The sequence below is a fragment of the Chryseobacterium salviniae genome (genome assembly GCF_035819015.1).
In the GTDB taxonomy this organism is placed as follows: Bacteria; Bacteroidota; Bacteroidia; order Flavobacteriales; family Weeksellaceae; genus Chryseobacterium; species Chryseobacterium salviniae.
In genome coordinates, this window is sequence record NZ_JAYLAA010000020.1 from 18,631 (window position 1) to 40,224 (window position 21,594).

Consider the following 21,594-nt stretch of genomic DNA (forward strand, 5'->3'; position numbering starts at 1 on the left):
ATACATTTTAAAGTTCAAAATTACGCAATTTTCCTGAGTTTAAAACCATTATACTTTTTACCTAATACATACAGAAAAAGGATAATCAGTAAAACAATATACCCAAAGAAAAACCTTAATCCCGATGAGTGTGGAAAAAAGATAAACTTGATGTAAATGTTAGCCAGCACAAAAACAGCAAGTGTTCTGATCCATCCATCTTTTGAAAGATAAAATGTAAGTATAACAAGAGCTACCGAGGTTAAAGTAACTTTTTTGAAATAAATAATTTTTTCATAAATGATGGAAAGATATTCATTAAAGCTGAAATTCGGCGGAGAACCTGAAATAAATTCACGCCTGTGGATAAAAGTATCATAGAAAAGATGCTTCCAGCCAGGGTAACCGAACATTTTCATGATGGCAAAATATAAACTGAAAAGAATGATTGCCTGAATGATAAAATTTAAATTTATTTTTTTATTTCTCAAATATTCATATCCTGCTGCTACAGCCAGATAGCTCAGAGTAAAAGGCGCATAATCCGGTCTGGTAAAGGTAATCGCAAAAAGAACCAGAAACATTATCCATGTTTTCCATTTCTTAATTAAACCGATCATAAAAACCAGCAGAAACTGCATGATAAACATATCAGGTGTTGCCACTCTGGACATATAAGTCATTGGAGGCAAAAGCATTATTCCGATTGTTAAAATAACAGCCAGAATATAATTTTCAGGAAATATTATCTTTAAAATAGAGAAAAGAAGCAACCCGGAAATAAAATAGGAAATGATGCTTAAAAAAGTCACTGCATCCGGTGAAGATAAGCCTGATTCATACAAAATAAGAATTCCGAGGTTATATCCAACTTTAATCTGAAAATAAGGCAGTTGCTCATTAAAAGCCTTTGTATGATGAGCAAAAGCCTGTCGGGCTTTGTCGGCAGGCTTTATTCCTAAAATGTCCCGGAACTGATTTTCGGGAGATCTTTTTTGTATTTCCTGGTAAGTAAGTGTACGAATTGTATCCGGAGCATCCGGAAATTTAAGGGCATAAAGACATCCTATATAACCCGGCATATCCCAATCGTAAACCCTGTTTTCATAATTCCAGAAGCTCAGTGCAGCAATAATAATCACTATGAAAAAAAAGGAAATTCTCCATCCTGATTTCATGGAATACTTTTCGTTTAAATTGATTTATAAATCTTCCGCTTCGGCTAAAAGTTCTACAATATCTTTTACGGCAACTTCGTGATTTTTATTAAAATGCTTCACTCCATCCGTCATCATGGTATTGCAGAAAGGACAGCCTGTCGCAATAACTTTAGGCTCGAAAGATAAAGCTTCTTCGGTACGTTCAATATTAATATCTTTATTTCCTTTCTCCGGCTCTTTGAACATTTGTGCACCTCCTGCTCCGCAGCATAGCCCGTTTGTTTTGCAGCGCTTCATTTCTACAAGCTCGGCATCCAGCTTTTCCAGCAAGGCTCTTGGTGCTTCATATTCGTTATTGGCCCTTCCGAGATAGCACGGATCATGGAAGGTAATTTTTTTCCCTCTGAAAGCGCCTCCTTCAATTTTAAGCCTGCCTTCTTCCATCAGGTTTCTAAGGAATTGGGTATGATGAATAACTTCATACTTACCTCCTAATCCCGGATATTCATTTTTAAGGGTATTAAAGCAGTGCGGGCAAGCCGTCACAATTTTCTTTATTTCATAGGCATTCAGCACTTCAATATTCGTTAATGCCATCATCTGGAAAACGAATTCGTTTCCCGCACGTTTTGCGGGATCTCCGGTACAGCTTTCTTCCTGCCCTAAAACAGCGAATTCTACCCCGATTTTATTTAAAATTTTACAAAATGCTTTCGTGATTTTTTTGGCACGGTCGTCAAAACTTCCGGCACAGCCCACCCAGAACAGAACTTCCGGTGATTTTCCTTCGGCAGCGTATTCTGCCATTGTTTTTATGTTGAAATCCATCTCTTTCAATTTGAAAATGTAAGAATTCGGAAATTTGAAAATGTAATATGATATTTGATTTTCAAATTTTCAAATTGTATAATTGATTAATTAATCTTTTGCCCAATTCAGACGGTCAGCCTGGTTGTATTGCCAAGGAGCGGCATTGTTTTCTATGTTGGCCATCATCAGGTTCAGTTCCTGAGGTGCAGCAGACTGTTCCATCACCAGGAATCTTCTCATATCAAAAATAATGGAAAGCGGATCAAGCAATACCGGACAGGCTTCTGTACAGGCATTGCATGTTGTACATGCCCAAAGCTCTTCTTTGGTAATATAGTCGTTCAGTAATTTTTTCCCGTCATCTTCAAACTTTCCGTTTTTATCGATGTTTCTTCCCACTTCTTCAAGACGGTCGCGGGTTTTCATTAAAATCAATCTCGGAGAAAGTTTTTTGCCCGTAATATTTGCCGGACAAACAGCGGTACAACGGCCGCATTCTGTACAGGAATAGGCATTTAACAACTGTACCTGGTTCAGATCAAAAACATCTTCTGCCCCAAATTTTGAAGGAGCTTCTGCGTTACCTCCTGCCGGAGCAGCATACGGGTCTGCATTAGGATCCATCATCAGTTTAATTTCCTGGGTAACGGAATCCAGATTGTTGAATTTCCCTTTCTTTTCCAGGTTGGCGTACCAGGTACTTGGAAAAGCCAGGATAATATGTAAATGTTTTGAATAATAAAGGTAATTCATGAAGAACAGAATTCCTACAAAGTGAAACCACCAGGCGGCTCTTTCAATTCCGAATAAAAATCCGTTATCAAAGCTGAAAACTTCGAAAAACGGAACAAAAGTAATTTCACTGATCGGGAAAGACCCGACACGCGAAAAATGATCGAAGCCTCTTGTCTGAAGGATAAAGTCTGATGCATTCATGGTAAAGAATGCCATCATGAGTGCAAATTCAATGATAAGAATCCAGTTGGCATCTTCTTTGGGCCACCCAAAAAGCTCTTTCATGGTAAGCCTTTTAACTCCGTAAAAGTTTCTTCGTATGAAAAAGAGTACTACTCCAATAACAACCAATAATGCCAATACTTCCAAAGTAGCTGTGAAATATCCGTATAAAGTATTTCCTAGTATTGTTGCCAGAAATCTATGCGTTCCGAAAATTCCGTCTACAATGATTTCTATCAGTTCAATATTAATGATGATAAAACCAACATAAACAAAAAGGTGTAAAATTCCTGCCACAGGACGTTTGGTCATTTTACTTTGCCCCATCGCCACTCTTGCCATGGTTTCCCAGCGCTCTCCTATCCTGTCGTTACGGTTGATCTCGCGTCCTAATCTGATATTTCTATATATCTTTTGCAGGCTTTTTGCAAACAGCCAAAAACCCATAACTAATAAAATCAGAAAAATAATATTATCGATATATGCCATGGATTAAATATTAGTCTTTACTATTTTTTCCGAATACTGAGAAATTAACATATTTCTTAGGATTAGCCTTTACATCTTCAATTAAGGAATTCAGGTTATTGGATGCAGAATTCAGGTTGTTATACAATTCCTCATCTTTCATCAGTTTTCCTAAACTTCCCTGTCCGTTATTTATGCCGGCAACCACTTCATTAAGTTTTCCTACGGTAGCATCAAGATTAGCTATTGTTGCATTCAGTTTTTTTGTATCAATGCTTTCAGCAAGATTTCCGTATTTATCCAAAGTAACTTTACCGCTTTGCATCGTAAGGCTTGCATCATCCAAAACTTTTTGAAGCTTAGGATCATTGTTCCCAACAAGACTATTCACACTTCCGGCCGTAGTTTGCAGAGCAGCAACTGTTTTGTTAAGATTACTAAGCAATGCTCTGATTTCTTCCCTGTTTTGGGCATTTACTACCTGGTTTGCATTCGCCATTAAAGAATCTACTCTATATAAAACCGTTTGCAATTGATCTTTTACCGGACCCACCTGAGAAGAAAGGCTTCCTAAAGTACCTAATTTAAATGCACCTTTCAAAGTATCTCCATCTTTAGCTGTTGGGCCTCCGTACATCAGATTGATTCTCATTTCTTTACCGGACATCAATCCCGGTTCAAAAATCTCAAGCGTTGAGTTTTTTGAAAATTCAAAATTATTATCAACTGTAATTTTAACAAGGAAGTCAATTTTCCCGTCTTTGGCAGTGTTGGGAATAATCTTATCTACCTGCCCTACTTTCAGTCCGTTTATGGAAACAGGTGCAGACTGGGCGAGCCCTTCCACGTTGTCATATTTTGCGTAAAATATATTATCGGTAGTAAAAAGGCTTCTGCCTTTCATAAATTGGAAAAGCACCACAAAACCAATAATGGCTACCAGTGCGATAATTCCAGCTTTTAATTCTTTACTGAACTTCACTTGCTAAATTTTTTCTATGAGCAAATATAATACATTTAAATGAATATTTTTCTTTAATGCTCCTCGTTAGACACAAAAGAAGCGGCAAAAACTTTGCCGCTTTTTATCTTTATGAAAATAATTCTATTGCTGCTGAGAACCTAATTTATTCCAGATCTCAATTCTGTAGTCTTCGATATCAGCATTATCCTGTAAGCTTTTTAACCAAGCTTGTCCGAACATTCCTGAATTTCTCTGTGTAACAGATTCTGTAAATTGCTTAAGGTCTCCGGGTTGTTTGTTTACTGTTTCGCTCTTTTTCACTAAAACATAAACTCCTGTTCCTCCTTCAACCGGACTAGAAATTTTACCTTTTACTACTCCGAACGCTGCTCCTGCAACTTTAGGCTCCATAGAACCTCCTACTGAAGGATTTAACAGATTAACCTGTGCAGATTGTTTTGTAGTTCCGAATTGCTTGGCAATCTGGTCAAGGCTTCCTGCTTTTCCGATTTTCTCAGAAATCTGTTTTGCAGCAAGTTTGTTTTTCACTACTACTTCAATCTGATCTCTTACAGATTCAGGATCTGCGGTACCTTTTTCCTGCTTGCCATTAAGGTATACTACGATTTTATCTCCTGTTCCGTCTACGGTAAATAACTCGGTATCTCCTTTTTCTCTCTTTTTATCAAATGCCCATGCAAGGATTTCAGGATCCTTTTCTGTTCCTAAGCCCTGTAGCTGACCGTCAAATCTTTTAGCCTGTTTTGGATTTGAGAATTGATAATTTGCCTTTTTAGCAATGTTTACGAAATCATTGAAAGATTTCCCCTGAACCTGCTGAACGAATCGGCTGGCTTTTTTGTTTACTTCAGCTTCCGTAGCATCAGAAGGCTTCACTGCTTTTACAAGATTGGCAACCTTGTAGCTCATTGCTCCCGGTTTTTTATCTTCAATATTGATGATATGATATCCGAACTGAGTTTCTACCACACCTGTTGCCCCTTTCGGATTATTGGCAAGATAGGTAAGAAATTCAGGAACGAAAGGAGTTTCCGGAGTTGTCCATCCAAGGCTTCCTCCCTGGGCGGCAGAATTCGGGTCATTTGATAATTTCAGGAACTCTGTAAATTTACCCGGATTCGCTTTTACAATGCCACCAATAGAATCTGCGAGTTTTTTAGCCTGCTCTTTTGATCTGGTAACACCTTCTCCTGCAGGGCTTCCTTTAAAAGCAATGAGGATATGTCTTGATAAGGTAGAGTCTGAAGTCTTTTTATCTAAAAGTTTAGACACTACATAAAAATTCTGTTCTTTATAAGGACCGAAAGTCTGCCCGATAGCTGCCGATGGAATCTGGGACTGAATGGTCTGTGGCAACTGATCTGGTTTTACATACTGAGGATTGAAAGGCATATCAGAATTCGCCATAATGAACATAGAGTCGTTCTTTGTATTCTGGAAATTTTCGGTACCGCCGCTTGCATCAGTTCCCGCAGAGAACAATTTGTTGATTTCTTTCTGTGTGGCTGCATCATCCGAGGCACTTGGCTGGGAAGGGAAATAAACGATTCCGATATTTCTGCTTTCTTCAGCTTTAAACATCACAGGATGTTGCTTGATATAGTTGGCAAGATCTTCAGTAGTAACTTTAATATTGTTTTTCTGAAGGTAAGTTGCATAATCAATTTTAACGAAATCAATATCAGCCAGCTGATCTCTCTGCTTCATTAATGTTTCAGCTTCTTTTTTACCGGTTGTAATTCCCTGAGAAATATTAGCAAAAACCTGTCTTGCCATCAATCTGTATTCGATTGACTTTCTGGTTTTCATCCACTGGTTGTATCCTTCCGGAGAACCGGCCTTCATATCTTCGATCTGTTTTTTAAGTTCCTGAGTCTTGAAGTTTCCTTTTTCATCGAAAAACTGTTTCTGCTGAGCAAACATTTGATCATACTGAAGCTGATTCCAGAAATAATCTTCCGTCATTTCGAAGCCCATTTTTTCGAATTGTTGTTTGATAAGCTTAGACTGTACCAGCAGCTGCCAAGCCTGCTCTTCAAGACCGTTCTTTGGCTGTCTCTGCTGATCTGCCTGCTGCTGCAGTACGAAAAGCTGGTCGTTAAACTCTTCACGGGTAATCTTCTCACCATTTACTTTTCCTAAAACATCAGGATTTCTACCGAAAACCTTCTCAATACTCTCCGGGTTTACAAGGAACGCCAAAAGCGCCAGTGCAATCATTCCCATCAATAGCCAAGGTCTACTCCTAATTTGTCCTAAAATTGCCATTATATATATTATAGTTTTTTATCAGGTTGCGAAAATACACATTTTTAAGAAATTACGGAAATCCAAGTCCTTTATTTTAATTTTTAAAATTAATTTTTCTAAAAAAGGAAATTTTGACCGTATTTTTTAGCAAAAAACAAATGGCATAGCTCTTGTGTCATTAACCAGCACTTTATATGCAATACTATTTTCAGCATATATTATAAAGTTTTACGCTAACGAATTAAAACGACAATGACAATTTGTCATTCGATTACTATGACAGAGTTTGAAGATATAAGTTTAGAAGAAATGATAAGCGACGGATTTGATATTGTAGCCGAAGAGATCAACCTTTCTGATCTTTCCGAAACAGAGAAAAATTCCGAACAGAAGATCTTTCCCATTCTTCCCGTAAGAAATATGGTGATGTTCCCGAATGTGGTCATCCCTATTACAGCCGGAAGAAAAACATCCATACAGCTTCTTGAGGAGGCACAAAAAAACGGCGATTTTATAGGAATCGTAAGCCAGAAAAATTCTGATCTTGAACAGCCTTCTGAGAAAGACATTTTTCAGGTAGGCACCCTGGCGAAAATTATTAAAATCATAAAACTCCCGGAAGGTAACATCACTGCTATTACCAAAGGTTTTCATCGATTTAAGATAAAAAAAATCGTCGAAACACAGCCTTATTTTAAAGCTGAAATTTCAAAACTGAAAGATGCAAAGCCAAAAAACAAAGAAGAATATGAAGCATTGCTTGAAAATGTGAAAGATCTTGCTTTAAAGATTATCGAACTCGATCCGAATATTCCGAATGCTGCCAATTTTGCTATAAAAAACATTAACAATAATGATGATCTGCTGAATTTCATCTGCACCAATGCCAACTTTCCTTCCACTGAAAAGCAAAAACTGCTTGAAGAGAAAAACCTTATGGAAAGGGCTAATAAATGCTATGAAATGATGCACGAAGATTTCAGGAAACTGGAACTGAGAAATCAGATTCACCAGAAAACTTCAAAAGATCTTGATAAGCAGCAGCGGGAATATTTCCTGAATCAACAGATCAGAACCATCCAGGAGGAACTTGGGGGCGGACCCGAAAGTGATGTGGAAGAACTTATTGCCAAAGCAAAAAAGAAAACATGGAGCCAGGAGGTTGAAGAGCATTTTCAAAAAGAAATCAACAGGCTACAGCGTCAGAATCCTAATTCTCCGGATTATAACGTACAGAGAAATTATCTTGACTTTTTCACGGATCTTCCGTGGGATATCTATACAAAAGATACTTTTGACATAGAAAAAGCCCAGAAAATTTTAGAAAAAGCCCATTTCGGACTGGAAGACATCAAAAAAAGAATCCTGGAACACATGGCTGTTTTAAAGCTTAAAAACAACATGAAATCTCCTATCCTTCTTTTGGTAGGCCCTCCGGGCGTTGGTAAAACCTCTCTTGGAAAATCCGTTGCCGATGCGTTGGGAAGAAAATACGTACGGGTTTCCCTGGGTGGATTGCACGATGAAAGTGAAATCCGTGGTCACAGAAAAACCTATATCGGAGCAATGGCAGGAAGAATTCTTCAGTCTATTAAAAAGTCAGGGACATCCAATCCCGTGATAGTTCTGGATGAGATCGACAAAGTAGGAAAAGGAATGCACGGAGATCCAAGCTCCGCACTTTTGGAAGTTCTTGATCCTGAACAGAATAAATCATTTTACGACAATTTCCTGGAGATGGGTTACGACTTGTCCAAAGTAATGTTTATTGCGACAGCAAACTCTCTTTCCACCATTCAGACGCCTTTGCTCGACAGAATGGAAATTATTCAGATCGCAGGATACACTCTGGAAGAAAAGATTGAGATTGCCAAAAGACATTTAATCAAGAAACAGCAGGAAGAAAACGGATTGGACTTCAAATCATTCAGGCTTGGAAATAACGAATTGAAGCATATTATTGAGGCGCATACTTCCGAAAGCGGCGTAAGAAGCCTTGAAAAAAGGCTTGCCGCCATTGCACGTTGGGCAGCTCTGCAAACAGCTCTGGTGAAAGAATATGATCCTAAAATTTCCATCGAAAAAATTGATGAAATTCTGGGCGTTCCAAGACCAAAAAACCTATCTGAACTTACTGATGTTCCCGGCGTTGTAACCGGACTTGCCTGGACAAGCGTAGGCGGAGATATTCTTTTCATTGAAAGCATTATCAGCAACGGAAAGGGTTCGCTTACCATGACGGGAAACCTGGGAACGGTAATGAAAGAATCTGCAACAATTGCTTTAGAATATATCAAGGCTAAACATGATGATCTGGGGATTTCGCAGGATGATATTGAAAAAAGGAATATTCACGTTCACGTTCCCGAAGGAGCAACTCCCAAAGATGGCCCATCTGCCGGTATTGCCATGCTGACTTCAATGGTTTCTTCATTCAAAAATAAAAAAGTGAAACCTCATCTTGCCATGACCGGCGAGATTACGTTGAGAGGAAAAGTGCTTCCCGTAGGCGGAATCAAAGAGAAACTGCTTGCGGCAACAAGAGCAGGAATTAAGGAGGTGATCCTCTGTGAGGCCAACAGAAAAGATGTAGAAGAAATCAAAAAAGATTATCTGAGAAACCTTAATGTTCATTATGTAAGCTGGATGAATGAAGTGCTTGAACTGGCTATTGAAAAGTAAATAATGGTTTACATATTTATATCAACACATCTCAAAGGGGATGTGTTTTTTATTGAATACAAAAATGGGCATGGAATTTTCTTATCCTAAAACCATTAAAATAAATTACTTATTAAAACGCTTCAATTCAGAGTGTTTTATTATTTTTATACAACAGAAAAAATTATGAATTTACTCCGGCTTCCTTTTCTTGTAAAGCTTACCCTTATTGTGGTTTCCATTATTGGTCTCGGATACCTTCTGGATTTGGGCGAAAGTATTCTTGCCCCGTTTTTTTTAGCATTCCTCATGTCCATGATTTTTTTGCCGTTTGCCAATTTCCTGGAGCAGAAATTAAAATTTCCAAGATCATTCTCTACCATTTTTTCCGTGATGATTTTGCTGATTGTTGTTACCAGCCTCATCTTCTTCTTTGGTTCCCAGATTTCAAGTTTCAGCAAAGACATTCCCCAGCTTACCGAGCAGGCGACGCATGTTTTTAATGATCTGCAAAGATGGGTTTCCAGGACATTTAATGTAAATATTGATGAGCAGTTTGCCTATTTGGATGAAGGTGTGAAAAAACTATTATCTTCTACAGGCATTATTTTAGGATTTACACTCGGAATTTTTTCTACCGGTTTAGGATTTTTAGCATTCTTTATTCTCTTTTTTATTTTTATTTTAAATTACAGAAGAATTCTGAACAACTTCATTGTTAATGTTTTTATTGAAAAAGATTAATATAGCCCAAAGTGGCTAATAAAGAGTAGTTTACAAGAACCGGAAGTGCTATCGGTAACGATTTAGTAATGGTGCTTACTGCACTCGTTTTCATCTGATTACCTTGTAAATCATTGAAGCAAATTTAATAAATAAAGGGTATAGTCTTATTGTACTTATCCCTTTTTTTTTGTTTTTACCTTTTCAATTTATATACTTCCTTAAAAAAATCTTTCCCAATATGGGGGAAACTGTGAGATTGGTTTCAATATTAATTCCAAATTTTGGCATAACAACAACAGTCGCAACTCCGAAACAAGTAGTGATGCCCTCTAAAAGACTATGCTATGGAAATCGTGTTGAGTAAAATATTATCAGAAATTAGACATCAAGAAGACAAGTTATCTTCTCAAATGATGCAAACTGCGGATGAGGCTTACCAAATGACTTTATTCCTAAAGGAGATGTTGTGTACCATAAAGACCAACGTCTTACAAGATGGGTTTAAAGACGAACACCGTGAGATTGACTTTTTCAAGAATATTAAACCGCAAATATTAGGGAAGCTCATTTACTATAACAAAGTATTCCGTATAGAAACTACCTGCCCTGTCAGCAATGGCAAAATACATCAAAGCTATTATGAGAACCAATTAAAAGCCCTCAAATCAGAATATAAAGAAAGCATTTGCAATGAGGATTTTTACAGATACTACCGTGCTGACAGAACAGACCGTGACCATATTTATTTCAGGCTCGGACAAATCAATTACCACGATGGGTTAAAGAGTGGCGTGTTTGAAATCGACCTAAGTTTCTCCACATACTTTGATAACAAAATAGCCCACATTATAGCGAATGAATTACTTTACACCTATATGCTTACTAAAATTAACCCCGAAAAAAATCCCGATACCATTTTAATGAACGGAGATACACACAAAGACATTTCGTGGACTAATTCACAAAATGCGCTTATTGAATTGATTTACGCCCTGTATGCTTCCAAATCTATTGCATACGGTAAAATAGGTATCAGAAAATTAGCATTGATTTTTCAAATCTTATTCCGAACTCCCTTAAACGATATACATCATTCTTTCCACCGAATGAAAACAAGGGCAGGCTCCCGGACAGCGTTTTTAGACCAACTCAAAATTTCCCTCGAAGAATATATGGATAAAGACCTTTAGCTGTATCAGCATAGGTGTTTTAAAGCAGTACATTTTGTGTACTGCTTTTTGTTTGCCCATATATGCCAATTGGCAAATGTTGGCAAAAGGCTACCGTAAAATATCCCAACCCCGCTAAAACCCTTATTAAACAAGGGTTTTTCTCATTGTAAAAATTTTCAAAAAAGTGCCAAACCAATGGGTAAGCATTGGCAGACAAACACTGCCACACTTCTGAATTTTGTCCTGTGAACATTAAACAGCAGTGCAATGAATATTATAACAGTTGACGAAGAAGTGTGGAAGCACCTCAATGAACGGTTGAAAGCCATTAGCGAATATATCCTCAAACTGGAAGATACAAGCTACGATAGTTTGTGGCTCAACAATCACGAAGTCTGCCAGTATCTCCACATCAGCGAAAAAACATTGTGGCGTATGCGTACCAACGGGCAGATAGCCTTTTCAAAAATGTACGGGCAGTATTACTATACGATTGGTGCGATTAAGGAAATGCTTAACGCTAACGCCGTGCAGACCACCGATGAATATGTGGAGCAGCTTATGGCGAAAGGCAAAAGCTATATCGAGAAAGGCAGAAAACTGAAATCAGGTAATAATTAAAAGCGTACCCGTATGAATATCGACAAAATGGAATTTGTGGCGTGGATGGAACGCATAATGGACAGGCTTGACATTCTCGGCAACCACATAGACGATTTACAAAAGAAGCGCAACAGCATAGACGGCGAAGAATTACTGGATAATCAGGACTTATTGCAAATGCTGAAAATAAGTAACCGTTCCCTGCAACGGTATCGCTCCATAGGCAAGCTCCCATATTATACCATTAGCGGAAAACTGTATTACAAACTGTCCGATGTGCATCAGTTCATCAGGGAAAGTTTTAACCCGCCCTTGCCCAAACTGGATGCCAATAAGTGACAAACACTGCCTTTGAGTGCCACATAGAGCAAATCAGTGAAGGCTTCCTTTACATTCGAGCGTGAAATTTTAAAATTTTCAGACTATGAGCGAAGAAACAACAAATAAACAGGAAATGCCCGAACAGTTTTCGGACATATTACTCGTACTGGATAAAGAGAAAATGAAAATCCAGGCGGTAAAAAGTATCGACGAAAACGGAAAAATGGAGACCGTTGACCCCACCAAAAAGAACCAAAACCAGTTTATGCGTGTGGATAAGGGGGGCGATTTCTTTTCCAACTTCTTTTCCAATTTTTTGAGCCAGTTAAAGAACCCTACAAACTTTACTTTCTTCAAAGTGCCTGCCCCTGTTGCTGCTGAAAAAGCACAGGAATTGCAAAAGCACTTAAATAAGCCCACTCCACAGGGCGAAAAAGTACTGAAAGAACACGAAGTGAAAGCAGAACCCCAGCCGGATAAAAAACAAGAAAATCAAAATAATATGGCAACAGCACAAACAACAACGGAAGCAAGCGAATACCGCTACAAGCCGGAGCAGGTTGATTGGGACACAATGAAAAACCTCGGATTAAGCAAAGAGTATCTTGAAAAAAGAAATCTGCTCGACCCTTTGTTACGTGGTTACAAAACCAATGAACTTTTACCGATAGGAATTAACCTCGGTGGTTCTATCCTCCGCACGGATGCCCGCCTGTCTTTGCAGCAAGCGGAAGACGGCAATGTTATCGTGGCAATACACGGTATCAAAAGAGAACCTAACCTGCATTTTGAGTTTTTCGGTCACAAGTTTACGGACGAAGACAAGAAAAACCTGCTCGAAACGGGCAATATGGGGCGTGTCGTCAATTTGGTAAATTCCAAAACGGGCGAACTGATGCCGTCCATTATCAGCATTGACAGGCTGACCAATGATGTGATTGCATTGCGCACGGAGTTTATCAAAATTCCCGATGAAATTAAGGGCGTAAAGCTGAATGACGAACAAAAGCAAACGCTGATGGAGGGAAAACCACTCTATTTAGAGGGTATGACTTCCACTAAGGGAACGGAGTTTTCGGCAACGGTACAATTCAATGCTGACAAAAGATACGTTGAGTTCCTGTTTGACAGAAGCAATAACAATCAGCAAGCGCAAACGAACCAACAGAACACCCAACAAAGCCAACCACAGGAAGCCCCGAAAACATTCCGTGGTAAAGAACTAACCGATGAGCAACATAAGGATTTCAAAGCAGGTCAAACTATCTACATTGATGGATTAAAAGATAAAAAAGGGCAACCTTATCAGGGCTATATCACTTTCAATAAGGATACAGGAAAGACCAATTTTGAGTTTCCTAACCACTATAAGGAAAGGGTAAAACCCACCGAAGCCCATAAAACACAGACTGCTGTCAATTCAGAGGGCAAAACCAACGAAGCAACCAAGAACGTCCAAGAGCCTTTAAAGTCCGGGCAGCAAAGACCGAAAAATGAAAAGCAGCAGGAACAACAGGACAATAAGCCTGCAAAATCCAAAGGCAGAAAAATGTAATACAGTATGAAAACAATTATTGCAGAAAAACCAAGCGTAGCAAGGGAAATAGCCGGCTTGTTGGGAGCATCCGATAAAAAGTACGGCTACCTGACAGGTAACGGCTATTTTGTTACGTGGGCATTCGGTCATTTAATAGGACTGGGAATGCCCGAAGACTACGGCATTTCGGGATTTGATAAAGCATCCCTGCCGATATTGCCCAACCCTTTTTTATTGACCGTCCGCAAGGTCAAAAAAGACAAAGAGTACACTGCCGATACTGGCGCATTAAAGCAACTGAAAGTTATCGAACAGCTTTTTAGCCGTAGCAACAGCATTATTGTTGCTACCGATGCAGGACGTGAGGGCGAATTGATATTTCGCTATATCTACGAATACCTTAAATGCAACAAACCCTTTGAACGCCTTTGGATAAGTTCGCTTACCGAAAAAGCCATAAAACAAGGCTTTGATAATCTAAAAGACGGGGCAGCATTTGACGGATTGCATCAGGCGGCACAAGGCAGAAGCCGAGCCGATTGGCTTGTGGGCATCAATGCTACACAGGCATTGAGCATAGCCGCAGGCAATGGTATCTATTCGCTCGGAAGAGTACAAACGCCCACACTGGCTTTGATATGTAAACGCTACCTCGACAATAAGAATTTCACGGTAAAGAAATACTGGCAGATACAATTATCGCACAATAAAGCGCAGGTTGATTTCAAAAGCATTTCCGTAACCAAATGGGAAGAAAAGCAGCTTGCCGATGATACCCTTAAAGCTATTCAGCGTGGTACAAAGGCAACAGTTACATCAGCAGCAACCAAAAGCGTTACAGAACAACCGCCCTTGCTTTTCGACCTGACAGGCTTACAAAAGGAAGCCAATAAAAGGCTGAAATTATCTGCTGAAGCAACGCTCAATATCGCACAAAGCCTGTACGAAAAGAAGTTTATCACTTACCCACGTACCGGAAGCAAATACATCCCTGAAGATATGTGGGCAGAAATTCCAAACCTTGTGCGGGCTTTGCAGAACCGGGAAGATTGCAAGCAAGCTCTAACCAAAATCAAATGGGGACGGTTCAACAAACGTATCGTGAATGACCTCCGTGTAACGGACCATCACGGTTTGTTGATTACGGACAAAGTGCCGTCGGTACTTAATGCAGACGAAAACAAGATTTACAATATGATTGCGCTTCGATTGCTCGAAGCCATATCACAAGCCTGTGTCAAAGAAATAACCGATGTATCATTACAGGTATTGCATTACGACTTTATGGCAAAAGGCTGTAAAATTCAGGAAGCAGGTTGGCGTTCCATCAAAGGGAGTTTTACAGACGATGGCGAAGAACCAGTGCAGGAATTACCTGAACTGCATAAAGGCGACGAACTTGCCATAAAGGAAGCCGCCGTTTTGGAAAAGCAGACCAAACCGCCAGTGCTTTACAGCGAAGCCGGGCTTTTGTCGGCTATGGAAACCGCAGGGAAAGAAATCGAGAACGAGGAAGAACGAAAAGCCCTCAAAAATATCGGTATCGGTACTCCTGCAACAAGAGCCGCCATTATCGAAACCCTGTTTACCCGCAATTATATCCAACGGGATAAACGTTCTTTAATCCCTACTGAAAAAGGATTACAGGTGTACGGGCTTGTTAAAGACCGGAAAATTGCGGATGTGGCAATGACCGCCGAATGGGAACTGGCATTGCAGAAAATCGAGAACAACGAAGCGGATGCCGGAACATTCCAAAAGGAAATGGAAACCTATGCGAAATCCATTACCGATGAACTGCTGCAAACCTCTATTGCAAGCACCAATCAGCCGAAACTGACCTGCCCGAAATGTAAAAGTCAGCAACTCATTATCCGTGACAAAATTGTGAAATGCCCTGATGAGGCTTGTAACTGGGTACAGTTCCGCACCGTCTGCGGTGTACAAATCAGTATCGAAAACATAACAAGCCTTGTCAATAAAGGCAAAACCTCTCTTATCAAAGGAATGACAAGCAAAGCCGGAAAGAAATTCGATGCGTACATCATCCTGAAAGAAAATGCGGAAAGCTCCTTTGAGTTTGAGAAAAACAAAAGCAGTAAACGTAATGGAAAATAAGCCTGCCGTTAACCCAATGGAAATCAGAAACCTGATTTATACCATACGTGATAAGCAAGTGATGCTGGATAGCGACCTTGCCGCTTTATATCAGGTAGAAACAAAGAACCTGAACAAAGCCGTAAAAAGAAATATCGAAAGGTTTCCTGCTTCGTTTTGCTTTCAACTGACCGAAGCGGAAGTTGAAAACTTGAGGTTCCAATTTGGAACCTCAAGTTTAAGCTACGGTGGCAGGCGTTATTTGCCCTATGCTTTTACTGAACAGGGGGTTGCAATGGCTTCTGCGATACTCCGTTCTGATATAGCCGTTAAAATGAGTGTGGAAATAATGAATGCTTTTGTTGAAATGCGAAAAATGCTCATTAGCAACGCTTCTTTGTTCCATCGTTTGGATAATATCGAATTAAAGCAACTGGAAGCCGACCAAAAATTTGAAGAGATTTTTAAGGCTTTGGAAAGCGACAAGCTGTACAGCGAGAAAGGTATTTTCTACAATGGGCAGGTATTTGATGCCTACGCCTTTGTTTCCGATATTATCCGAAGTGCCAAAAGCTCAATTATCTTGCTTGATAATTATGTGGATGATACGGTGCTTACTTTGTTGGGTAAGCGTAAGACTACTGTAACCGCTACAATCCTTACCAAAAGCATCAGTAATCAGCTACGATTAGATTTACAACGCTACAATAGCCAATATCCTCCGATAGACATTGAAGTGTTTTCTGATGCCCACGACCGTTTTTTGATTATTGACCATTCAGAACTCTACCATATCGGGGCATCGCTCAAAGACCTGGGCAAAAATTGGTTTGCCTTTTCAAGAATGGATATTGAACTTGGTAGAGTTTTGCAGATTTTAAACAAGTAAAAAAATCCCCTCCGATATTTCGGAGGGGAATGGTGCATAATCCTTAATAATTTAGTGACAGCCCTATACCCAAGCCCATATCACTATCATAGTGTGTACGAATACCTATATTCTTATTGATGATATACTTCAAGTCTGCCATATATTCCATATCGGTATTGACCATAAAACCAGCTCTTAATCTTTTTGAAATTGGTATATCTTCTCGCATTAAAGACAGGCGAACGATACCATCGTGATATACTTCTGCCTGAAAATTGACTAACATTGGCAAGGTGTACATAAAACCTAAACTAAAGGCTCTACGTGTATCTTTTTCGTTTTTCTGCCCGAATAAATTGGTTTCGTGTTCATCTATTCCCATTTTACGGTAACGCCAGTCAAAGCCTATAAATGGCATAAACCACTGCATTTTTCCGATGTATCTTCCTAAATGTGTTTCTACTTCGTAACCGTGCATATCATTGTAACCTAAACGCCATTCTGTGCCTAAACTCCATCTTGCATTTTGAAACATTGCCTCGCCATCATTACCATTGGTTGCAAAATCGTTCTGTGCCATAAAATGTGGCATATTGCTCTCTCTCTGTAATTTATTGTATGCTTGTTTCTTGTTGGGTAAGTTTGGATTTTTATAGTCATCCACAGCAAAAACCCTGTTCATCCCCGACATCATATGATATAGGATATGGCAATGGAAAAACCAATCTCCTTCTTCGTTTGCCAAAAATTCAATGGTATCTGTTTCCATTGGCATTATATCTAACACATTTTTCAGTGGTGATTTTTCGCCTTTTCTATTAATTACTCTAAAGTCGAAACCGTGCAGGTGCATTGGGTGTCGCATCATTGAGTTATTGTAAATGGTGATGCGTAAAATTTCTCCTTTCTTTACAGGAATTTTATCAACTTCTGAAAGAATTTTGTTATCCATACTCCACACATAGCGGTTCATATTTCCGGTAAGTGTAAATTTTAGTTCTTTTACGGGTGCATCTTTGGGAAGTGAAGTATTGTAGGGCGATTGCAACATTGCATAGTTTAGGGTTTTAATTTCTCCTAAAGCATTTGCATTGTAACGATTGGGGTCGTTATCCATATTCATATTGTGTTGGCTATGGTCTTGCTTTTGATTGGCTTCTCCTGTAATTTCGGGATACATTACCACGTTCATATCCATTTGGTTCAGGCTCATTTTCATTCCCATATCGTCCAAATCACCATTCATCTTCATCATATCGTTCATCATCTTCATCCCTTCAAAATATTTTAATTTGGGCAGTGGGGAAATTAATTGTTTGATACCATTACCTAAAAAATAACTGGCTGATTGTGTTCGGTCTTCAGTAGTGGCTAAAAATTCATAAGAAACACCTTCTTCGGGGATTGTTACAACGACATCGTATGTTTCAGAAACTCCTATAATTAACCTATCTACTTCAACAGGTTCTACATCGTTACCATCATTGGCTACTACGGTAATTTTACCTCCGGCATACCGTAACCAAAAGTAAGAGGATGCGCCACCATTTGAAACTCTTAACCTTACTTTATCACCTGCTTTTAGTATTTTGCCGTCAACGGTTTTTAAATCGGTAGTATGATTTCCGTTAATTAATATTTTGTCATAATACACATCGCTTACGTCCATTGCCAACATACGTTTCCATTCGTTGGTTAATTTGGTTTTGAAATGCCCTTCTCTAATAGCTTCTGCATAAGATTGTGTTGCACCTTTTTTGATAGCTGCCCAATCATTGGCGTTGTGCAACATTCGGTTAATGTTGTTGGGGTTATAATTTGTCCATTCGCTTAAAATAATGGGTACGGTAGGCAAATCATCAATGCCCTTTCTAAAGGTTTTGTCGTCATCCCGCTTTTTCATTACAAAACTGCCATACATTCCAATCTGTTCCTGCAAACCTGAATGGGAATGATACCAGTGCGTTCCGTGTTGGATAATTGGAAAACGATAGGTGTATGTTGCTCCGGCTTCAATAGGCTTTTGTGTAAGCCAGGGCACACCGTCCTCTTTGTTGGGCAAAAATACGCCGTGCCAATGCAGTGATGTACTTTCTTTTAACTGGTTATGCACTACAATCTCGGCAGTGTCGCCCTCTGTAAATGTGAGCGTGGGCATAGGTATTTGCCCATTTACGGCAATGGCTCTTTTTGTTTTTCCTGCATAGTTGACAAGCGTATCTTTTACATACAAGTCGTAATGCACTACTTTCTGTGCAAATAGGGATTGCGAACATAACAGTATAAATACTGCTTGCAGCAACCTTATTTTACTATTTATGGGTATATTCATTTTGATATTTTTTTTTGAAACTCATTCCTGTTCTTTTAGCCAATTGATTAATGTTTTGATTTGCTCATTATTCAATTTTGCATTTTTGTGCATCAGTGTATATGAGGACAGAGGCATTTGCTTCGTTTCTATTTGTTCTTTAATTGAGTTTAGTAATCTTTCCTGCTTTCTATTTGAGTATGTACCCCATTCATTGAAATTCAAATCTTCTTTTGCATTTTTGATATGGGTTCCTACCAATGTTCTTGCAGGCTGTACATAGTCGTACCAAACATAATTGGTATTGTTGCTATGACAATCGTAGCAAGACGTTTGAAACATCGCTTTTATTTCAATAGGCATTTTATAGACTTGTGTAAAATCGGTTGTGTAAACCTGCCCTTTATCTACATTAAGGGCAGGCTGATAAAATTGGATTGCAATAAAAATAAACAGCACTGTTGCTAAAATTATCTTTAATACTTTCTTCATTCTAAAATTCTTTTTTTACAGAACCGCAGGTAAGCATCTTACTACCATAGTAAGGATTTTTGATTGTCTTTGCTTCACTAATCCAAATAGCACCTTTGCCATCATTGTACATCGGGCAATAATCTTGATACAATTTTTGGGTAGTTCCGAACAATGCTATAAGGTCGGAAACATCTTTGCTTAATGATGCTAAATGCTCTCTTTGGTGGTCTATCTTTCCGGCATTGTCGCCAATATGCTCTGCGTTTTCTTTTGCATTTTCTGCAATATCCATATACTCCTTATGTTTGTTTGCAGGTATGGTTTTCATATCTACATTTTTCAAGGTAATGAACAACTGTTTGCCTGCATTGGCAGCAGCTTTGTCATTGTCTGAAGCAAGGGCGTTTTTTAATGACAGATAATCGGTAATTATGGGTGCAATAGAGAAGTTTTGCGCCTGCTTTTTTACATCTGATTTTTCTGCAGCTTTAGCTAATGTATCAACTGGAGCAGTAGAAGTTGCCGTATCATTTTGTGTTGATGATGGCACATTTTGAGCGTCAGACACCACTGTACTATCATTGGCTGTTTTGTCGCTGTTTTTACTGGAAGACTGATTGCAGGAAACTGTTATTGTTGCAACCGTTGCCAGTGCGATGATGAAGAAAAATATATTTTTCATTTTAATTCTATTTAATGTTATTAAAGAAATTTTTGTGGTTTACTTGTTTTCAAATTCTTTCAGCTTTCGCTTCATAAATTCGATTTCCTTTGCCTGTGTTTCAAGTATGTTCTTTTGCAATGCTATCAGTTCGGGGTCGGTTAGCGTTGCTTTTTCAGACATCAGTACTGCTGCTGCGTGGTGCGGTATCATTCCTTTTACAAATTCTTTGTCGCCCACATTTATCTGCTCCCTGATGCCAAACCAGGAGAAGATGCCAATTGCAAGGGAAAATGCAATGATTGACCAGTTTATTTTTTTGTTTTGGTACATTCCTTTCATTATCCATAATTCAATGACCAACATTGCCGAAACCATCAGCAGGGTCATATACAAATTATTGATGTTCGGGATAAGATTATCCAATCTGTCAATCATAGCATACATCAGGAAATACATTGCTGCGAACATCGCAACAGCCATTATGGCAAACCGTTTGTACATTGCCAAAGAATGTTTGGCATTATGCGCTTCATTTGCCGTATGGTGCTGCATATCGTGTTTGTTCTCTATATTTTCCATAACCTGATTTATTTATTATTAATGGTTTGCTGTACACTACCGCAGGTAAGCATTTGAGAACCGTAATATGGATTTTTGACCGCTTCTTCCTTGCTTAACCAATTTGCACCTTTGCCATTATTGTACATTGGGCAGTGTTGATAGTAAACAGGTGTTTCCTGTTTCGATACCTTAGCTAATTCATACATATTCTTAGAAAGCAAAGCGAATGTTTCCCTTTGTTTTGCAACATCTTTGGAGGCGGCAATCTTTTCGGCATTTGCTGTCAGGTCTTTCATTACCTTCATCCAAACTGTATGTTCGTCAGTAGAAAGTTTTGTCATTTCTACCGCTTTGATGGCTTTTACCAATTCAGTAGCTTTTGCGGATGACGTACCTGCATCGGTTTTTACCAAAGCATCTTTCACTGAAAAATAAGTATCGAAAACGGCTTTCAGTTGTGGTGCATTTTGTGCATCGGCAGTATTCGTTGCAGCCATTTCGTTATGGTTATGGTTGGCGTGTCCGTTTTTCATATCCATACCCGCATCATTAGGTTTTGCGACTGGCTTTAATTCCCTACTGTACTGGCAACATCCGGGCAGCTTTGCATATACGTCGTCCGGTGCTAAGAATTTTTCGCTGTCGTAACCTGCCAAAGCGATACGTTTCAGTATTTCATCCTGATTGGTCTTACTGCTGTCATAAGTGAGCGTAGCCATTTTAGTGTCTTTATTCCATTCCACATTGGCTACCTTATTCACGTTGCCCGCTTTTTCGATGGTAGCTTCGCACATACCGCAATTGCCGTAAATTTTTACGGTTTCTGTTTTCGCATTCTTGATTTGTGCGAAACTGTTTATTGATGATAGTAATACGGCGATTACCATCATTATTTTTGATAATGATTTCATTTTGAAAATTTTTAATTTAATTAGATATACGAGGGGTTGCGAAAACTGCATTTAGTTTTCGACAAGACATACCTGT

18 protein-coding genes are annotated in these 21,594 nt (G+C 38.9%); 8 read left to right on the forward strand and 10 right to left on the reverse strand.

The window, feature by feature from the left end:
- Positions 1–20: 20 nt before the first annotated feature.
- From SOP96_RS05620 to SOP96_RS05640, 5 genes are all read right to left on the reverse strand, one after another.
- A complete protein-coding gene (locus SOP96_RS05620; protein WP_326320067.1) occupies positions 21–1,157 on the reverse strand; it encodes a hypothetical protein in 1,137 nt (378 codons plus the stop codon).
- Positions 1,158–1,181: 24 nt separating this feature from the next.
- Positions 1,182–1,967 (reverse strand): (Fe-S)-binding protein, encoded by a 786-nt coding sequence (locus tag SOP96_RS05625; protein WP_326320068.1) that lies wholly within the window; start codon positions 1,965–1,967, stop codon positions 1,182–1,184.
- A 90-nt stretch (positions 1,968–2,057) separates the two neighbouring features.
- A complete protein-coding gene (locus tag SOP96_RS05630) occupies positions 2,058–3,395 on the reverse strand; it encodes a 4Fe-4S dicluster domain-containing protein (protein ID WP_326320069.1) in 1,338 nt (445 codons plus the stop codon).
- Between the two features lie 10 nt (positions 3,396–3,405).
- On the reverse strand, positions 3,406–4,356 hold the full coding sequence (locus tag SOP96_RS05635) for an MlaD family protein (RefSeq protein ID WP_326320070.1): 951 nt from the start codon (positions 4,354–4,356) through the stop codon (positions 3,406–3,408).
- A 123-nt stretch (positions 4,357–4,479) separates the two neighbouring features.
- Positions 4,480–6,627, reverse strand: a complete 2,148-nt coding sequence (locus tag SOP96_RS05640; RefSeq protein WP_326320071.1) for a peptidylprolyl isomerase — start codon at positions 6,625–6,627, stop codon at positions 4,480–4,482.
- Between the two features lie 258 nt (positions 6,628–6,885).
- Here SOP96_RS05640 and lon point away from each other — a divergent pair, with 258 nt between their 5' ends.
- The 8 genes from lon to SOP96_RS05680 all read left to right on the forward strand — a co-directional run bounded on the left by lon (position 6,886) and on the right by SOP96_RS05680 (position 16,615).
- The gene (gene lon / locus SOP96_RS05645) at positions 6,886–9,291 is read left to right on the forward strand and encodes an endopeptidase La (RefSeq protein WP_326320072.1); all 2,406 of its coding nucleotides are present in this window, start codon (positions 6,886–6,888) and stop codon (positions 9,289–9,291) included.
- A 165-nt stretch (positions 9,292–9,456) separates the two neighbouring features.
- Positions 9,457–10,014 (forward strand): AI-2E family transporter, encoded by a 558-nt coding sequence (locus SOP96_RS05650; protein ID WP_326320073.1) that lies wholly within the window; start codon positions 9,457–9,459, stop codon positions 10,012–10,014.
- Between the two features lie 326 nt (positions 10,015–10,340).
- Entirely contained in the window at positions 10,341–11,186 is an 846-nt protein-coding gene (locus SOP96_RS05655) for an RteC domain-containing protein (protein WP_066434899.1), read from the forward strand.
- 249 nt (positions 11,187–11,435) lie between these two features.
- Positions 11,436–11,789, forward strand: coding sequence for a helix-turn-helix domain-containing protein (locus SOP96_RS05660; protein WP_024566644.1), 354 nt, complete (start codon positions 11,436–11,438; stop codon positions 11,787–11,789).
- A 12-nt stretch (positions 11,790–11,801) separates the two neighbouring features.
- On the forward strand, positions 11,802–12,110 hold the full coding sequence (locus SOP96_RS05665) for a helix-turn-helix domain-containing protein (RefSeq protein WP_002978404.1): 309 nt from the start codon (positions 11,802–11,804) through the stop codon (positions 12,108–12,110).
- An 85-nt stretch (positions 12,111–12,195) separates the two neighbouring features.
- A complete protein-coding gene (locus SOP96_RS05670; RefSeq protein WP_276285187.1) occupies positions 12,196–13,647 on the forward strand; it encodes a DUF3945 domain-containing protein in 1,452 nt (483 codons plus the stop codon).
- A 6-nt stretch (positions 13,648–13,653) separates the two neighbouring features.
- Entirely contained in the window at positions 13,654–15,747 is a 2,094-nt protein-coding gene (locus tag SOP96_RS05675) for a type IA DNA topoisomerase (protein ID WP_326320074.1), read from the forward strand.
- The gene (locus tag SOP96_RS05680; RefSeq protein WP_326320075.1) at positions 15,737–16,615 is read left to right on the forward strand and encodes an ORF6N domain-containing protein; all 879 of its coding nucleotides are present in this window, start codon (positions 15,737–15,739) and stop codon (positions 16,613–16,615) included. The genes SOP96_RS05675 and SOP96_RS05680 overlap by 11 nt, the downstream gene beginning before the upstream one ends.
- A 43-nt stretch (positions 16,616–16,658) precedes the next feature.
- Here SOP96_RS05680 and SOP96_RS05685 read toward each other — a convergent pair whose 3' ends face one another.
- Genes SOP96_RS05685 through SOP96_RS05705 form a run of 5 tightly spaced genes read right to left on the reverse strand, consistent with a single transcriptional unit; the run spans position 16,659 to position 21,518 of the window.
- Entirely contained in the window at positions 16,659–18,929 is a 2,271-nt protein-coding gene (locus SOP96_RS05685; protein ID WP_013632652.1) for a multicopper oxidase family protein, read from the reverse strand.
- Between the two features lie 21 nt (positions 18,930–18,950).
- Entirely contained in the window at positions 18,951–19,400 is a 450-nt protein-coding gene (locus SOP96_RS05690) for a heme-binding domain-containing protein (protein ID WP_013632651.1), read from the reverse strand.
- Position 19,401: 1 nt separating this feature from the next.
- The gene (locus SOP96_RS05695; protein ID WP_100075714.1) at positions 19,402–20,064 is read right to left on the reverse strand and encodes a DUF3347 domain-containing protein; all 663 of its coding nucleotides are present in this window, start codon (positions 20,062–20,064) and stop codon (positions 19,402–19,404) included.
- 39 nt (positions 20,065–20,103) lie between these two features.
- Positions 20,104–20,625: a DUF305 domain-containing protein gene (locus tag SOP96_RS05700; RefSeq protein WP_100075713.1), complete on the reverse strand. Its 522-nt coding sequence runs from the start codon at positions 20,623–20,625 to the stop codon at positions 20,104–20,106.
- 8 nt (positions 20,626–20,633) lie between these two features.
- Positions 20,634–21,518, reverse strand: coding sequence for a DUF3347 domain-containing protein (locus tag SOP96_RS05705; protein ID WP_100077568.1), 885 nt, complete (start codon positions 21,516–21,518; stop codon positions 20,634–20,636).
- Positions 21,519–21,594 lie beyond the last annotated feature (76 nt).

Excerpts from the sequence above, each read along its gene's own strand:
- SOP96_RS05620 (WP_326320067.1), bottom strand. The coding sequence starts at position 1,157 with ATGAAATCAGGATGGAGAATTTCCTTTTTTTTCATAGTGATTATTATT.
- SOP96_RS05625 (WP_326320068.1), bottom strand. The coding sequence starts at position 1,967 with ATGGATTTCAACATAAAAACAATGGCAGAATACGCTGCCGAAGGAAAA.
- SOP96_RS05630 (WP_326320069.1), bottom strand. The coding sequence starts at position 3,395 with ATGGCATATATCGATAATATTATTTTTCTGATTTTATTAGTTATGGGT.
- SOP96_RS05640 (WP_326320071.1), bottom strand. The coding sequence starts at position 6,627 with ATGGCAATTTTAGGACAAATTAGGAGTAGACCTTGGCTATTGATGGGA.
- lon (WP_326320072.1), top strand. The coding sequence starts at position 6,886 with ATGACAGAGTTTGAAGATATAAGTTTAGAAGAAATGATAAGCGACGGA.
- SOP96_RS05650 (WP_326320073.1), top strand. The coding sequence starts at position 9,457 with ATGAATTTACTCCGGCTTCCTTTTCTTGTAAAGCTTACCCTTATTGTG.
- SOP96_RS05655 (WP_066434899.1), top strand. The coding sequence starts at position 10,341 with ATGGAAATCGTGTTGAGTAAAATATTATCAGAAATTAGACATCAAGAA.
- SOP96_RS05660 (WP_024566644.1), top strand. The coding sequence starts at position 11,436 with ATGAATATTATAACAGTTGACGAAGAAGTGTGGAAGCACCTCAATGAA.
- SOP96_RS05665 (WP_002978404.1), top strand. The coding sequence starts at position 11,802 with ATGAATATCGACAAAATGGAATTTGTGGCGTGGATGGAACGCATAATG.
- SOP96_RS05670 (WP_276285187.1), top strand. The coding sequence starts at position 12,196 with ATGAGCGAAGAAACAACAAATAAACAGGAAATGCCCGAACAGTTTTCG.
- SOP96_RS05675 (WP_326320074.1), top strand. The coding sequence starts at position 13,654 with ATGAAAACAATTATTGCAGAAAAACCAAGCGTAGCAAGGGAAATAGCC.
- SOP96_RS05680 (WP_326320075.1), top strand. The coding sequence starts at position 15,737 with ATGGAAAATAAGCCTGCCGTTAACCCAATGGAAATCAGAAACCTGATT.
- SOP96_RS05685 (WP_013632652.1), bottom strand. The coding sequence starts at position 18,929 with ATGAATATACCCATAAATAGTAAAATAAGGTTGCTGCAAGCAGTATTT.
- SOP96_RS05690 (WP_013632651.1), bottom strand. The coding sequence starts at position 19,400 with ATGAAGAAAGTATTAAAGATAATTTTAGCAACAGTGCTGTTTATTTTT.
- SOP96_RS05695 (WP_100075714.1), bottom strand. The coding sequence starts at position 20,064 with ATGAAAAATATATTTTTCTTCATCATCGCACTGGCAACGGTTGCAACA.
- SOP96_RS05700 (WP_100075713.1), bottom strand. The coding sequence starts at position 20,625 with ATGGAAAATATAGAGAACAAACACGATATGCAGCACCATACGGCAAAT.
- SOP96_RS05705 (WP_100077568.1), bottom strand. The coding sequence starts at position 21,518 with ATGAAATCATTATCAAAAATAATGATGGTAATCGCCGTATTACTATCA.